13 protein-coding genes are annotated in these 15299 nt (G+C 38.6%); 8 read left to right on the plus strand and 5 right to left on the minus strand.

Going from position 1 to position 15299, the window contains the following annotated elements:
* Positions 1 to 28 precede the first annotated feature (28 nt).
* Positions 29 to 721, minus strand: a complete 693-nt coding sequence (locus ACVWM0_RS08270) for an MgtC/SapB family protein (protein WP_476472166.1) — start codon at positions 719 to 721, stop codon at positions 29 to 31.
* Between the two features lie 246 nt (positions 722 to 967).
* Here ACVWM0_RS08270 and ACVWM0_RS08275 point away from each other — a divergent pair, with 246 nt between their 5' ends.
* From ACVWM0_RS08275 to ACVWM0_RS08295, 5 genes are read left to right on the plus strand one after another with little or no spacing between them, the layout of a single operon-like run.
* Positions 968 to 2236 (plus strand): ABC transporter substrate-binding protein, encoded by a 1269-nt coding sequence (locus tag ACVWM0_RS08275; RefSeq protein WP_476472167.1) that lies wholly within the window; start codon positions 968 to 970, stop codon positions 2234 to 2236.
* Positions 2175 to 3110 carry a carbohydrate ABC transporter permease gene (locus ACVWM0_RS08280; protein ID WP_476472168.1) on the plus strand — a complete coding sequence of 312 codons (936 nt, stop codon included), beginning with the start codon at positions 2175 to 2177 and terminating at the stop codon, positions 3108 to 3110. Before ACVWM0_RS08275 ends, ACVWM0_RS08280 begins: the two co-directional genes overlap by 62 nt.
* On the plus strand, positions 3110 to 3934 hold the full coding sequence (locus tag ACVWM0_RS08285) for a carbohydrate ABC transporter permease (RefSeq protein ID WP_476472169.1): 825 nt from the start codon (positions 3110 to 3112) through the stop codon (positions 3932 to 3934). The genes ACVWM0_RS08280 and ACVWM0_RS08285 overlap by 1 nt, the downstream gene beginning before the upstream one ends.
* A complete protein-coding gene (locus ACVWM0_RS08290) occupies positions 3934 to 4875 on the plus strand; it encodes a prenyltransferase (protein WP_476472170.1) in 942 nt (313 codons plus the stop codon). The genes ACVWM0_RS08285 and ACVWM0_RS08290 overlap by 1 nt, the downstream gene beginning before the upstream one ends.
* Before the next feature lie 29 nt (positions 4876 to 4904).
* Positions 4905 to 5738, plus strand: coding sequence for an ABC transporter substrate-binding protein (locus tag ACVWM0_RS08295; RefSeq protein ID WP_476472171.1), 834 nt, complete (start codon positions 4905 to 4907; stop codon positions 5736 to 5738).
* Positions 5739 to 5782: 44 nt separating this feature from the next.
* On the opposite strand, the gene ACVWM0_RS08300 is transcribed toward ACVWM0_RS08295, so the two are convergent.
* The gene (locus tag ACVWM0_RS08300; RefSeq protein WP_476472172.1) at positions 5783 to 6517 is read right to left on the minus strand and encodes an SDR family NAD(P)-dependent oxidoreductase; all 735 of its coding nucleotides are present in this window, start codon (positions 6515 to 6517) and stop codon (positions 5783 to 5785) included.
* 332 nt (positions 6518 to 6849) lie between these two features.
* Between ACVWM0_RS08300 and ACVWM0_RS08305 the strand changes: the two genes are divergently transcribed.
* Together ACVWM0_RS08305 and ACVWM0_RS08310 are read left to right on the plus strand one after the other, a co-directional pair.
* On the plus strand, positions 6850 to 7317 hold the full coding sequence (locus tag ACVWM0_RS08305; protein ID WP_476472173.1) for an MGMT family protein: 468 nt from the start codon (positions 6850 to 6852) through the stop codon (positions 7315 to 7317).
* 256 nt (positions 7318 to 7573) lie between these two features.
* Complete coding sequence (locus tag ACVWM0_RS08310) at positions 7574 to 8410, plus strand: bifunctional 5,10-methylenetetrahydrofolate dehydrogenase/5,10-methenyltetrahydrofolate cyclohydrolase (protein WP_476472174.1); 837 nt, start codon at positions 7574 to 7576, stop codon at positions 8408 to 8410.
* Between the two features lie 55 nt (positions 8411 to 8465).
* Here the strand turns inward: ACVWM0_RS08310 and ACVWM0_RS08315 are convergent, their stop codons facing one another.
* On the minus strand, positions 8466 to 12755 hold the full coding sequence (locus ACVWM0_RS08315) for a 5'-nucleotidase C-terminal domain-containing protein (protein WP_476472175.1): 4290 nt from the start codon (positions 12753 to 12755) through the stop codon (positions 8466 to 8468).
* 228 nt (positions 12756 to 12983) lie between these two features.
* Here ACVWM0_RS08315 and ACVWM0_RS08320 point away from each other — a divergent pair, with 228 nt between their 5' ends.
* Complete coding sequence (locus ACVWM0_RS08320; protein WP_476472176.1) at positions 12984 to 13622, plus strand: sugar O-acetyltransferase; 639 nt, start codon at positions 12984 to 12986, stop codon at positions 13620 to 13622.
* 40 nt (positions 13623 to 13662) lie between these two features.
* Here the strand turns inward: ACVWM0_RS08320 and ACVWM0_RS08325 are convergent, their stop codons facing one another.
* Together ACVWM0_RS08325 and ACVWM0_RS08330 are read right to left on the minus strand one after the other, a co-directional pair.
* Entirely contained in the window at positions 13663 to 14118 is a 456-nt protein-coding gene (locus tag ACVWM0_RS08325) for a nucleoside deaminase (protein WP_476472177.1), read from the minus strand.
* Positions 14119 to 15147 (minus strand): ankyrin repeat domain-containing protein, encoded by a 1029-nt coding sequence (locus tag ACVWM0_RS08330; RefSeq protein WP_476472178.1) that lies wholly within the window; start codon positions 15145 to 15147, stop codon positions 14119 to 14121.
* Positions 15148 to 15299 lie beyond the last annotated feature (152 nt).

Consider the following 15299-nt stretch of genomic DNA (forward strand, 5'->3'; position numbering starts at 1 on the left):
TATGAGTGCGCTGTAGCAGTTATCTTTGCTAAATACTTAACAATCTAACCCTCATCATGTTTTGATGCATAGACAAGTCTTCCACAATTCTAGCAAAAGACAAGCCTCTAGGTGTCTCAATCGTATAAACATTGGTATAAATACGTCGATCATCTTTGATTTCCACATCAAAGTTAACATCTCTGATTAAAATACGTTGTTCTGAAAAATAATCTGCAATAAATTCTTTGCTTTCTTGCTTATGCACGTAACTTACTTCAATTTTTTTCAACGTAGGAATATTAATCCATTTATTCAAAAAAGTTAACACGATCATGATTAAAAAGGTCCCTATCAATGATATTTTATAAAAACCCATGCCTGTACTAATTCCTAAACAGGCCACAGCCCATAAAGACGCTGCTGTCGTTAGACCTTTAATTGAATGATTGGTGACAATAATCGTTCCTGCTCCCAAAAAACCAATCCCACTGATAACCTGAGCGACTAACCGAGCTTCATCTGTTTTAACTACATGAGACAATGCTGGGTTATTCGTTGCGAACATAATGGCTTCGTGAGATATTTCTTTTTGAACCATAGCAACCAGTGTCGCTCCTAAACAAACAAGGATATGTGTTCTTAAACCCGCTGGTCTGTTCTTATACTCCCTATCAAACCCCACCAGACCTGAAATTAAAACGGATACAATAAGACGAATCCATATTTCTGCTGTTGTCATATGACATCCCCCTACCTCTTCTCCAATTGCCCTCTTCCCTATATCAAGAATATCACAAAGAAGCCTCTTCTGGTAGGCTACAGCCTTAACTTTGTTATCCTATCCCTCTTTTTATAGAAATAATTCTGTTATTTTTCTACTTATTATTACTCTCAATAAAATTATTTGAAAAGTCATATCTTTTTTGAAACTTTTCGTTATAATAGAAGTTAGTGATTTAACACACAGAAAGAAGGATTTGTTAATATGAAACTGAAAAAAATGATGGTCACAACATTGTTCATGAGTGGATTGCTTGTTGGTTGTGGCACAAAAGACACGCCACAAGAAGACGCAAGTATTTCAGGTGAAATTACAGTCATTACAAATAGAACGGATAATGACAAACAATTCAAAGAGATGGAAACAAACTTCATCAAAGAATACCCTGAGGTAACAAAAGTAACCTTTGAAAACATTGCAGATTACGACGCTACCATGATGACTCGTATGAACAGTGGGGATTACGGAGATGTGTTGTTCATTCCCTTTTCTATGGCAGGTAATCGTTCTGACTACCCTAATTATTTTGAAGCACTAGGAACCACGGCTGATATGGAAGCTAACTACCTTGATGTGTATGAAGCGGATTATGATGGTCAGGTGTACGGTCTTCCTGCTGCTCTTAACTCTCTAGGTTTCATCTATAATGAAAGAGTATTAAAAGAAGCCGGTATCACAGAAGCCCCTACAACACTGGATGCCTTTATTAAAGACCTAGAAAGCATCAAAGAAAAAACAGATGCAACGCCTTTCGCTACGAACTACCATGCGGTTGCTATGTGGGCTGGCGCCTTAACTTCCTTTGGCGGTGAACAATTCAAATCAGCAACACTTGAAAAAGGCGATGCTTTTGCAGAAGGCCAACCGATCAGAGAAGTCATGGATTTATTTTATACCCTTTCTTCTAAAGGTCTGATTGAAACAGATCCTATGACAACAGACCCTCAAACAGCCTTTAAAGAGCTAGCTGATGGGAATGTGGCTATGTTGATGCACGGCTCTCAGGAAGTAAGTACGGTTCAAAGCATGACTGAAGATCCTATTGCCATCATGAATTTCCCGGTTCAAACAGAAGGTAAAACTAACTTAGCGATTGGCGCACCTGATGTGATTGGTATTAACAAACACTCTAAAAACATTGAAACAAGTAAAGCCTTTGTGACTTTCTTTTTATCTGACAAAAGTGGTTATGTGAAAGAATTAAACGGAATGCCTAACTTAAAATCAGACCTATCTGACGACCAAAAGAAAACAATTGATACAAGTAACGTTATCCTAACCGTTGCAAAAGAGACGCCTGAAGTTAATGCGACTTACTCTGCTATCGCGGATGAGGTCGGTGTGGCACGTCTCACAGATGTCTTACAACAAGTCATCAATATCGGCTTGTACCCTGATAAAAACACTTCTTATGAAGACTACGTTAAACAATTATCTGAACAATGGCAAACAGCTGCCAAGAACCATGAATAGAGTGGTCTTACCAAAGAAAGAGAAACAGCGCCTATTGTTTCTCTTTCTTTGTATCCCTATTTCTTTATTGCTTGTTTTTGGCTTATTTCCTATTTTTCAATTAATACTGCTTAGTTTTACTGATTGGAATGGCATTGGTTGGAACTACCATTGGATTGGATGGGACAATTACAAAAAAATCATGACTGATCCCGTTTACCTCCAGACTCTAAAAACGAATCTTTACTACTTACTAACCGGGCTAATTCAAATGGTGTTGGCTTATTATTTTGCGGTTATCTTATCAGAGAAAACCTTTGGAAAAAACTTTTTCAAAAGTCTCTTTATCTTTCCCTCACTAATAAGCAGTGTTGCCGTAGCTATGATGTTCAAACTGTTCTTGAGTCCTGATGGGGCTTTTGACCAACTAATGGCCTTCTTACATTTAGGGCATGTCAAACATTTTTGGCTAGGCGATCCTGATCAAGTTAACTGGACACTGGCAAGTATTTCTCTTTGGCGACATCTTGGGATTAGCTTTTTACTCTATTACGGGGCCATTCAAAGCATCCCTCGTCATTATTACGATGTATGCCAACTAGAAGGGGCAACTTTGTGGCAGCAAACAAAAAACGTTACCATTCCTTTAACTCGAAAAATCATTCAATTGAATGCCTTGTTATTAACCATCGGGGTCGTTTCGGTTTTTGATATTCCTTTCATTGTGACCAATGGCTCTAACGGCTCTAGCACTATTGTGGTTAAAGCCATGAAATTAGCCTTTGAACAAAAAAAATATGGTTTAGCTTCTAGTCTTTCAGTCGTTATTACGTTACTCATTGTTTTAATCAGTGGCATCCAACGTCACATTCAACATAAAGGAGAACATGCTTAATGGTTACTATCAAAAAAATATTCAAATACCTTAGTCTCCTTTTATGGGCACTGATTATTCTTTTCCCCATTACGATTCTCTTTTTTGGTTCTTTTATGACAAGGGATGAATTCTATACAAAAAAAGGCATCGGTCTACCAGATAGTTTTAGCTATTTAGCTAACTACAGTACAGCGATTAAAGAGGGGCATCTCTTAAGAGGCTTCGTTGTGACCTTTACGATTATGCTGATTAGTATTTTTTTCAGCGTTATTTTAGGCTCTATGGTGGCTTACGTCATTCACCGATTTACTTTTAAAGGTCGAACGTTACTCTTATTTCTTTATTTTTTAATTTCTTCTGTTCCTATGGTTATTACACAAGTAGGGACCTTTAAGCTGATGACCTCTTTACACTTATATAATACGATGTGGGCTCCTATTATTCTTTATATAGGGGCTGATGTCACCATGATTTATTTGTATTTACAAAACATGGAACAAATACCTGACGCTCTTGATCAAGCGGCTATTATGGATGGGGCTAGTTTTTTTCAAATCTATCGCTATATTATTCTACCACTGCTCACCCCAGCTACTATGACGGTCATTACCATTAAGTCTTTAAGCATCTATAATGATTTTTATATTCCTTATCTCTATATGCCGCGACAAGATCTCCCCACAATATCTACTGCTATTTTTAGATTTGTCGGGCCTTTTCAAACCCAATGGGAAATCATCTCAGCTTGTATTATTCTGAGTATGCTTCCTTTGGTTGTCCTTTATTTATGGTTACAACGCTACATTGATCAAGAAACACTTCAAGGAGGAATGAAAGGATAATGATTAAGACTCTCTGGCACTGGGGAATTGGTTTTCCACGACGAGCCTATACCGTAATGGAGCTTAGAACAGGATTTGCGACAGGATTGCCTATCTTAAGTACGAGCCTCTTCGCTTCCTACCTTGTGGGACACATCAATTGGTTACCCTTGATTCTCTTTTTTATCTGCGGGTTTTCCTTTAATATTGTGGCCAATGTGGCTAACGAAATCAGGGCTTACCTAAAAAATGAAGAAGACGATACTACCTTTACAGGACACCTGGGCAGTGAAGGCCTTGTCCGAGGAGATGCTACGTTTCTAGATGCTATTCTTGTCCTACTCGCTTGGTTAGGTTTAGCTGGGTTAACAGGACTTCTTCTTGTCTATGTGACAAAAAGTCTCGGCTTATTTTTACTGGGATGCCTAGGTCTAGTTGGAGCAATTGGCTATTCACTAGGACCAAAACCCTATATCACTTACCCAGTGAGCGAGATTGCCTCAGGCTTACTCGTTGGCTTGACAAGTTCCTTGGTTGCTTTTTGGCTACAAACAGGCACGGTCACACTCCCTGCTTTTTTATATGCATTTATTTGCATGGTTCTAACTATTTTTCTTATGTCTACGAATAATACGGGTGATTACAATAAAGATTTAGTGGTTAGGAAAACACTGCCTCACGTCATTGGTTTTCGGGCGTCTATTCTTATTATTATCCCAGAGTTTATCGCCGTCCTCCTAGCTTGGGTTTCTTTATGGCTTCTAGGTATGCCTTCCCTTGTTTTCAGCGTTGGGCTCTTTTGCTTTTTCTACGATGGCTATCTAAAATGGTTAAAGGAATACCTTACTATTCAAGACGTCTACCCAGAGATGGGACGGGACTTTGGACCACGGCCCTTACGCCTTATCCGGTCGTTTCATCTCAGCATGTCTTGTCTCTTTTTATACGCTACTTTGCTATAACCTCTTACTAAAGAAAGGAAATAAATAGTATGACGACGATTCACCTTCATCAAAATCGAATGAACCCTCTTGTGTTACCTCTTATTTTGGCACAAGAATTAGAGCTTTTCACTGCACACGGAGTGACAGTGGCTTTACGTTTATCTGATACCTTTATCTTTAATGGAAAAGAAGAGTTTTTGACCAATGAAGTGACTGGAATGATGGGAGATACGACCTTTTTCTTCTATTATTTAAATGAGGGCAAACAAGCCAAAATAACCTCTACATTAACTCGAACGATCCAACTCGTTGGTAAAAAAGACTGGGCTTCTTATGAGAACTTAACCGTGGGTATCAACCGAACTGGACTGTTCCGCTTCTTTCAAGATACCTATCTAACGTCTCTTCTACCACCTACTAATTATTCTTTTATTAATAACACCTACGAACGCATGACAGCTCTTAAAAACAACGACATTCAAGCTCTCGTTGCTATTGAACCTTTTGTCAGCCATATCTTAGGTGAACAAGAAGACACTGAAGTGATTTGGCATTCCAACCACATTGAAGCGTGCTACGTCATGTGGTGTTTTGATGCTGATTTTGTCAAAGCTCATCCCGAAAGTATTAGAGGATTTCATCTCGCATTGTCAGAAGCAGAGCGTTATTTCAATAGCCAGTCACCAGAAGAAAAAAGACGCCTAATCACCACCCATTGCCAGCTAACAGAAAAACAAGCCCTCACTTTTTCTGACTTCCAATTTGAACCTTCTAGGAATTACTCCCCAGAAGATTATACCTTGTGCCAAAACTGGATGTTAGCTAATAATGAAATTACACACACAACCCCTGTTTCTAAAGGTTTATTTGAAACCTATTAAAAAAATCCCTTCCATTAAGAAGGGATTTTTTATTTGATCCTCTATTATTTAGCAGTTAATCCACCATCAATAATAATTTCAGAACCTGTTGAGTAACTCGCATCATCTGATGCTAAAAATAACACAGCTTTAGATACTTCTTCTACTTGAGCAATACGTCTCATTGGAATTTGTTTAGAAAAAGCCTTCACTGCTTCTGCGTTGTCTCCTTGGCTAATCATAGGCGTTTCAATAACACCTGGATGGACTGAATTCACACGGATGTTGTTAGGTGATAATTCTAACGCGGCTGCTTTTGTCATCCCTCTAACAGCAAATTTAGTATCTGTGTAACCAATCGCACCACCAACAATGCCGTTAATAGAAGAAATATTAACGATACTTCCGCTTTGTTGTTCTTTCATCACTCTAGCCACAGCCTTCATTCCTAAGAAAACTGAACGTTGGTTAATGCGGTAAATTAAATCATAACGTTCCACACTTAAATCAAACATTGAGCCTGCAATACTAATCCCAGCGTTGTTAACTAAAATATCAATTTTACCAAAAGTTTCTAATGTTTTAGCTACTACGTCATCCCACATTTGTTCATCACTCACATCATGTTTGATGAATAACATTTGTCCTTCGAACTCTTTTTCGAGTGCTAATCCTTTTTCTTCGTTTAAATCTGTAATGACTACTTTAGCACCTTCAGCAACAAATAACCTAGCATGAGCTTCCCCCATACCTTGTGCTGCTCCTGTAATAATCGCTACCTTGTTGTCTAATTTTGTCATTGTTACATCCCCCTAATTTTAAGAAACTTGTTGTAGTGTACCACTTAATAATAGGAATAGGGGGTAGATATGCTTGTGAAAAGCAAAAAAAGATAAAAATAAAAACACGCGGTAATTTCCCACGTGTTGAATGGCTATACCTTTATTCATTGTCACAAGCATATTCATTTTATATATCAGGTTTCACTGTCCCTACCCCTTTTCGTCATACATCTTGCTTTATATACTACCTCAATATTATACTAACTGTATTAGACTCACTGACACCAACGCAAGAACATTTAGGTACAGTTAATCGCAAATAATCATCCCTAATTAATAGGAGGTCAAACATGGCTAAAAAAACATTTAACCAAAAACTAAGAGAAACAAAAGATTTACCTAAAATTGTGGATTTAACAGAACAGCCTGAAGCCATGAAGAGATACAAATCAGATAACATGCTGGTTGCCTCTCCCATGCAATACCATTCTGTGATGGCAACTGTGCCCTTCGGCAAATTAATCACCGTGGACCGTATCCGTCAACACCTAGCCCAAGAAGCAAACGTTGGCGTCACGTGTCCCTTAACAGCAGGTATTTTTACCAACGTTGTGGCTCATGCGAGTGTTGAAAGAGCGGACGAATCAATCCCTTGGTGGCGTACATTAAAAACAAAAGGAGAGCTCAATCCAAAATACCCAGGTGGCATTGAAGAACAGCAACGTTTACTAGAAGCAGAAGGTCATATTATCCAGCAAAAAGGGAAACGTTATGTCGTGGTATCTTTTGAAGATGCACTCATCTCATTGCCGTCATAAAGGAGGAAGCATCATGCTAACACTCATGCCTAAAAAAGCAAATGAGACCGTCGTCGCGGATTTTTTATCTCGTGTCACAACAGAAGCAGAAACTAAATAGCATTAAAATGAGGCTAGGGAGTCAATCTCTTGCCTCTTTTTATTAGAATCTTCCTACTCTTTTCTCATAGTACAAGCCTTTTTTACTAATATTTGACCCCTCTTGTTATAATAAATAAGAATAAGACAAAATAACGGTAAGAAAGAAGGAAAATACGTGCACTCAAAAAAGATAAAAGGAATCGATGTTGTCTCTTCTTTAAAACAAACCTTAACCCATAAACAATTTACCAATCAACAGCCAACCTTGGCTATTTTAATGGTAGGTCAACACGCTAGTGAAGTCTCTTACGCTACTTCTATCCAGCGTAAATTCGGACCACTTAATCTAAACTGTGATATTACGACTCTAGATGAGAGCATCAGTCAAGAAACCTTTGATGCGCAATTTGATGCGTTGAATCATACATCAGGGATTGACGGTATTTTGGTCCTTCAACCTGTTCCAAAGCACTTATCATTGGATCATGTCATTCATACCATTGACCCTAAAAAAGATGTGGATTGTATTGGGGTAGCCAACATGGTTAAAATCTATCAAGATGGTCCTAAAGGATTTCTTCCTTGTACAGCTGAGGCTGTCTTAAAGATTATCGAATATAAAGACGTGGCATTAAAAGGCCAACATGTTGTTCTTGTTGGTTTCGGTCTTGTTATTGGTCGACCACTTAGTTTACTTCTTGTCGAAAAAGGAGCCACTGTCACAATTTGTCATAAATACACGCAAGATCTAGCTAAAGAATGCCAGCGAGGAGATATTTTAGTGGTAGCAACAGGTGTGCCTCACCTCATTGGGCCAAACCACGTAAAACCCGGTGCCTTCGTCATTGATGTGGGGATTAACGTAGATGCTGCTGGAATGGTCTGTGGGGACGTTCATTACAAAGAAGTAGAAGATAAGGTGTCTTATATTACTCCTGTTCCTGGTGGTGTAGGTGCTGTCACGACTTATGTTCTAGCAGAACATGTCGTGCGAGCCTTTGAAAACCAATAAAAAAGTATCATAACTGTTATACAGTTATGATACTTTTTTGCTTTATTTTATGCGTTTAAGCAGCACGTCGTCTAATATAAACGGCACCAAAGGATACCCCAATTACTACAAAACCTAACAGGCTTGATAACTCTTCTTTTTCTCCTGTTTTTGGTAGATTGCCTTTACCTGGCTTAATGTTTCCTGGTTTTTGGCTTGGTTTTTGCTTGATTGGTTGGACCGGTTTAATTGGTTTACCCGCTTCTTTTTCTATTAATGCTAATGTTTCCATTGCTTCTGACAGAACTTCTGTGACTTGTGATACCTTGTCTTTAGTAATAACTTTCGTCACATCTTTTGCATCTTCTAACACGGCTTCAGCTTCTGACATTGCCTTCACTAAAATAGCCCAGCTTTCTTTCGTGTACTCTGCTTCTTTTAGTTTTTTAGCTTCTTCTAACGTCTGACGTAACGTGTCGATTGATACTAACTCATTTTCTTCAATCTCTCGTAGTCTGTCTAAAGCAATGCTTGCCGCTTCTTCATCACCTGATACCACGATATTATTCGCTTCTTCTAAGTAATCTTCTAAAACAGCCCAGCTATTCGCTGTAAAATCATTTTTGTCTAAAACTTGAATGCCTTCTAATCTTTCAATCAACTCATCCATGTTCGTTGATGTTGCTTCTTGCCCCGAAATAATACGAGAATAAGGCAATTCTTCTCTATAAGATTCTAGACCTTTGGCTGCTAGTTTTGTTAAATAGGTCATGAAGACATCATCCATTGATACCCCTTCACCCGGTTTTTTACCTTGTAGCATTGTATAACCGTCTCCACCAGCTGCTAAGAAATCATTGGTAACCATGTTATAGGTTGTTTTATCATTTTTCTTAACTTCTTTAAATACACCTTTTTTATCTTTAATTTCTATTTTTGTGACACGTTGGCCTTTGATATTATTCTCTGGCTCTGCCCCTTGTTGATTGGAATCATATTTTACTCTGATTGAGTGAGAGACTTGTAAGAAACCACCATTGGCACCTAATTTTGGTACGCCATTGTCATCTAATATAACTTGCCCATCTTCTCCAGTCACGTGAATGGATCTTAACGAATGTTCGAACATATCGTAAATTTCATTCCCCGTCACTTTTACTTGAGAAATGGTGTTACCAAATGGCATAACACTGATAACATCTGCCTTCGTCACATCTCCTGGTTTAATGCTTTGGCGAATGCCGCCACCGTTCATAATGGCAAAGTCTGAGACTTCTTCGAACCCTGTTTGACCATAATCAAGCAAGGCATCACCAATTAAATTACCTAAGTTAGTTTCTCTAGCACGGACAAATTCTCGCTCGCCGTTAAACGTAATCTCGTTGTCTTTTAACACCACATCAGACATCTCTTTGTCAAAGTTCGCTTTGGCTGCTTCAACGATTGCTTCAACCTCTGGGTCTGGTGTTAAGTCCTTCAATTCTGAGAAGGGATGTAAAACAGCCTTGGTTTTGGCTTCTTTTCCTTCATAGTTACCAGACATCATTCCCACATTATTCAAATGATTCCCAGTTTGACCAATCAACACATTGCCTTCATGAATACCTTCTTTTAAAGGTGTATGCGAGTGACCGTCTGCGATAAAGATTTTCTTATCCGGGTATGCTTTAGCCAATTGTTTCGCTAAATACGTACTCGTTTCATCTTCTACTGTTGTTTCGTCCAACCCTAAGTGAGTCATGAAAACAAAGTAATCCGCTTTTTTGCCAATGTCTTTAATGGTCTTAATCGCCACGGGAGCTGGTTTTTCAAAGGTTACTTTTTCCACATTATTAGGATGTGTTTTGACCGTTGTTTCTGGTGTGGTTAAACCAATTAAGGCAAATTTTTCTTTTTTACCATTTACTTCTTTTTCCACAATTGTGTAAGGATCAAAGGGTCTTGTACCATCTTTGTATAAAACGTTGGCTGAAACAATTGGGAAATTCAATTTTTCTTTGTATAAAAGAGCCGTATCCAACCCAAAATCAAATTCATGATTTCCTAAAGTCATGGCGTCATAGCCCACAGCATTCATCGCTTTGACCATGTCCATTCCTTTCGTATGATTGGATATAGGTAGACCTTGCATCGCATCTCCTGCGTCCACTAACAAGGTTGGCTTTTGATTGTCCTTAAATGTTTTGACGCGTCCCATACCAATAGATGGGCTGTATTTGTCTTCTAGGTATTCTAAGCGTCCATGCATGTCGTTTGTATGCATAATTTTAACCGTATGACTATCTTCTAGATACTCATCAGGAATTAAGCCTTTGGCAATTAAGTCGTTAATGTTTAATTTCTTCACATTTGGGGTACGACCATCAGCAGAAGGAACAATCTCAAAGCCTGGCGTTCCTGCTTTGACTTGACTTATCACGTAGTCTCTCGCCGGATGCTCTAAATCTGCCCCAATAATCTCAAAATTATTTTCAATTTCTTCTTCTGGATTGATAATTTCTTTTTCTTGAATATACGCTACAATTTCTCCACGTAATGTGGCTGGGTCTGACTCAAAATACGGGGTTGCGTCGACTAGGCCTTCTTTGGCTAATCCTTCAAAACGGTAATTGTTCATCGCTATTTTGAAACTATCCCCGTCTTGAACAACTTTGCCTTTATATGTTAGTCCTTCAATGCGCTTACCTTCTGGTTTTGAAATATCCATTTTGTAATCAACACCAGATACAATGTCGTAGTTATACACACGAATCTTTTCATTAAAACCAATCGTTAAATCGCCTTCTTCGTATGTTTGATAGTAAGCGGCTTGTTTCTCTAGAAAGCTTCTCAGTTGTTTCCCAGACATTGTTGTTCCTACTAAGGTATTCGGGTATTTGTAAATATTGAACACATCAGAATACTGAATAGGTCCTGCATTCAATTGACTGTCTGCTCTAAATAAGGCTGCTGCTGCTAAATCTGCGTTAGCGGCTTTCATTTGAACGTTATTAATTAATGAAATCATGGCTGTTGGTTGAAGTTGCGCTTCTGGGATACCAGGCACTCTTTCTTCTGGTAAAAAGTTAGCTGTTGCCGTCCCTATCACACCATTCACATAGTTTTGTGTTGCTTCGTGGGCTTCTTTTGTCGCAGCTTTTACTGATTCATCTCCTGCTACCCCTTTAGCACTAATAATGCTTGGTGTTGATTCAGTGACATTCCAGTCCTCTTTTCCTTCTTCTTTTTCCAGTTCCAAATCAATTCTTACCACACCTGAACCAGTATCTTTTACTGCAGCAACCGGTTTTAGATTACCTTTGTTATCTGCTAATTTTTCAGCAAATTCACGGTGATCATGTCCTAAGACAAAGGCATCAATTTCTGGTACTTCAGTGATAACATTTCTAGCTGCTGCCCCTGGATCACTGTTATCTAGTCCTGCATGAATTGACGCAATAATCACGTCTGCTTCTTCCTGCTCTTCAATAATCTTCACTTGTTTTTTTGCTTCTTGGTTTAAGGCTGTGAATTCTAAAGATGCCACTTTGTCTCCGTCCCATTGTGGAACGTGAGGAATAGTCATCCCGATAATCGCCACATTTAAGCCGTCCACTTCTTTCATTTCATACGCATTAACAAAATGATTGCCTGTGGCTTTCACGTAAGTATTGGCTGATAATAGTGGGAAAGTTGCTTCCCCTTCGATTTTCTTGATTAAATCTAAACCAAAGTTGAACTCATGGTTCCCTAAAGCCATGGCATCATAACCAATCGTGTTCATCGCTGCGGTTACTGGATGGGGTTTAGATAGGTATTCTGGATTGCTACTATACAAATCATCTGTTAGTAATGTTCCTTGTAAGTTGTCCCCAGCATCTACTAATATTACATTCTCTGTTTCAGCTCGGACGTTCTTAACAATCGTACCAATTTTTGCAAACCCTAAATCGGCTGGTTTGTCATCTTCATAAGACCAATCCCACACATTACCATGAACATCTGATGTTCCTAGAATGGTCAATGATTTTTTATCGCTTACCTTAGCACTGGCTTTTTTAGCCTTATGTTTTTTAGGCTCAACGTCTTTAATTACTTCATCTTCTACGGCTCCTATCTCTGCTTCAGTGACTAACTCGCCTGAGTTATCCTCTATCACAGGAACCTCTATATCAGCTTCAGAACCAAGTGACACTTCTTCTGGTAACTCGCTGTTGTCTGTCCCTTCTAGATTTCCTACACCTTCTGCCGCTGGTTCCACTGATTCTATTAATGGAACTGACTCCAGCGTCTCTGCTATCACACTAGCAGAAGGACTAATTGTCCCTAATACTAATAAACTAAGCATGATGATATGCCATGCTTTACCACTTTTTTTATTAAACAAGCTGTTTCCTCCTTTTTTAATGAACAATACCAATTAAACCAGTAAACGATTACATGATAATTTTATCATATTTTCTGTTTTTTTCTACTATTCCTGTATCATTTAATCATTTGTCTTCATATTGTAATAAACTTTGCCTTATTTATCCGTATTATGATATAGCTATACCAATTTAGTGTTATAATGAAGCGTAAGAACTATATACAAACAAAAGGAGCTCTCACTTTCATGACAAAAGACTTTGATTACGAACAAATGTTAGATGGCGATTTATACGTAGCCCGTAATATTTTACCTGAGAATCAATCCATCCACGGACAACGCTTAGCTCAAACCATTAACCAATTACCTATTGACGAAACCGACAAAATTATCAAACTAGAGAAGGAATTATTCGGCTCAACTGGCGAGCACATCTTTGTCGCGCCCCCTCTTCGCGTTGATTATGGTCGTCACGTACACCTCGGAGAGAATGTCTATTGCAACATGGATTGCCTCTTTTTGGATGTTAACACCATAACGATTGGCAATAACGTCATGCTTGGGCCTCGTGTCAGCTTGCTGACGGCAGGACACCCCATTGATGCAGATATTCGCATCAGTGATCTAGAATTTGGCTTACCTATCACGATAGAAGATAATGTGTGGATTGGTGGTAGTGCAACCATTCTTCCTGGTATCACTGTTGGTAAAAATAGTATTGTTGCTGCTGGTGCCATTGTGACAAGAGATGTCCCTGAAAACGTCATCGTTGGTGGTAACCCTGCTAAAATAATCCGTAACGTAACAGAAGAAGACACGCAAAAATGGCAACAAAAATCTAAAGCTTATTATCAAAAAAAAACGAATCACAGTCAATCACTGTAACTCGTTCTACCCTCTCTTAGTTTTGTTACTAAGAGAGTTTTTATTTGGTCTTTGTTAGCGCATAGTTTGTCCATAGCGCCTCACATTCTTCTCGCTGAGGTACTTGTTCTAGTTGGATGGCAGTCCTTTTTGAGCCAGATAGATAGTCCCTGATAGCCTGATCAGAAAACCCGTTCTTAGCCGCATCTTCTTTGGTACTACCATAATATACTTTCTTAATACCAGCTAGCATCATCGCTCCTACACACATAGGGCAAGGCTCACAGGTGGCATACACCACACACTCTGATAAAACAAGGGTACCAAGTTTCTGACAGGCTTCTCTTACAGCAACGAGTTCAGCGTGTCCCGTAGGATCTGTTTTGCCCATGACATTGTTGCCTACTGACACAATGACCTCATTATTTTTAACAATCGTTGCTCCAAATGGCCCACCTTTTTGCTCATCGATGCCTTTCATTGCTGCTTTTACAGCGAGTAACATATAATCCTCCATCTAGTCTTTCTTCCTTTCTTCTATCATTTGTTCTATTTGAATGACTTGTCGTTTGAATAATGTGTTTTGTGGCATCAACTTATCTGCTTGTACCATGCTTTCTTTCGCTTCTTCTAAACAGTTTAACGTTATTAAGCTATTGCTTTGGTGAAATAAGTAGTCCACTCGTGTGGGATGTTTTTCCAGTAATTCTTTCATTATTACCAAAGCCTCCACATGATTTCCTGTGTCTCTTAATAAATTCGATAAATGATACGCAAAAAAGTCTGTCTCAGTCTGAGCCATGCCTTTTTGAAGAGCCAACTTCGCATTATCAATGTCGCCTAATTGTTTATACACTTGGCTGATATAATAATAAAATTGTGGGTCCTCTTTCGCTCCTTTTTCATAATAGGCTAAACTTTTAGCCTTATCCCCTTGGCCATCACACTCATAGCCTAAATAAAAATAATCTCTCAGGGTTATATTATCTAGATCTAAGGATTCATGATAATAGTCTCCTTCGCCTCTTCGACTAAAATGACTATCTAAGACCGTCTCCTTTGACGTTAATAAAGTATAAATAGCCGTATTCTTTGTTTCTATGGCATAGTCTAATGCTGATTTATTTTCAAAATCTTGCAATTGACTATCTGCGCCTTTCCTTAACAAACTATGAACGATTTCCTGGTATAGAAACCCACCATCTCCTAGAATGACTGCTTCCATTAAAGCCGACCATCCTAAATCATTTTGATGATTCACATCACTACCTGTGTCTAATAATGCATTAACTATTCTCAAATAGCCTTTTTCACTGGCAGGAAGTAAAGCCGTACCTCCAAAGCGATTGGTCTTATTTAATGCTGGTGAGAATTGTAACAACAAAGCAACCATAGGAAAATCACCCTGTGCTGCCGCTGCAATTAAAGGGGTTAATTGAAGGTCGTTTTGTTCATCTATGTTAGACCCTGTAATCAGTAAATATTCAACATCATTGTATTCTCTCGCTAATACTTTTTTTATCAGTAGGGTTTGTTTAGTCATCATCTATCTCATCCTCTTCCTCTTCTTCCTTTACTATACAAGAATTCCTACCTATTTTGAATCATATAGTACTATCCATGTGAGTCAAACGAAAGACAAGACAACAAAAAAAGCTATAAATCAAGATTCCCTTGATTTATAGCTTTATTAATTAA

The sequence above is a fragment of the Vagococcus sp. 211 genome (assembly GCF_056322705.1).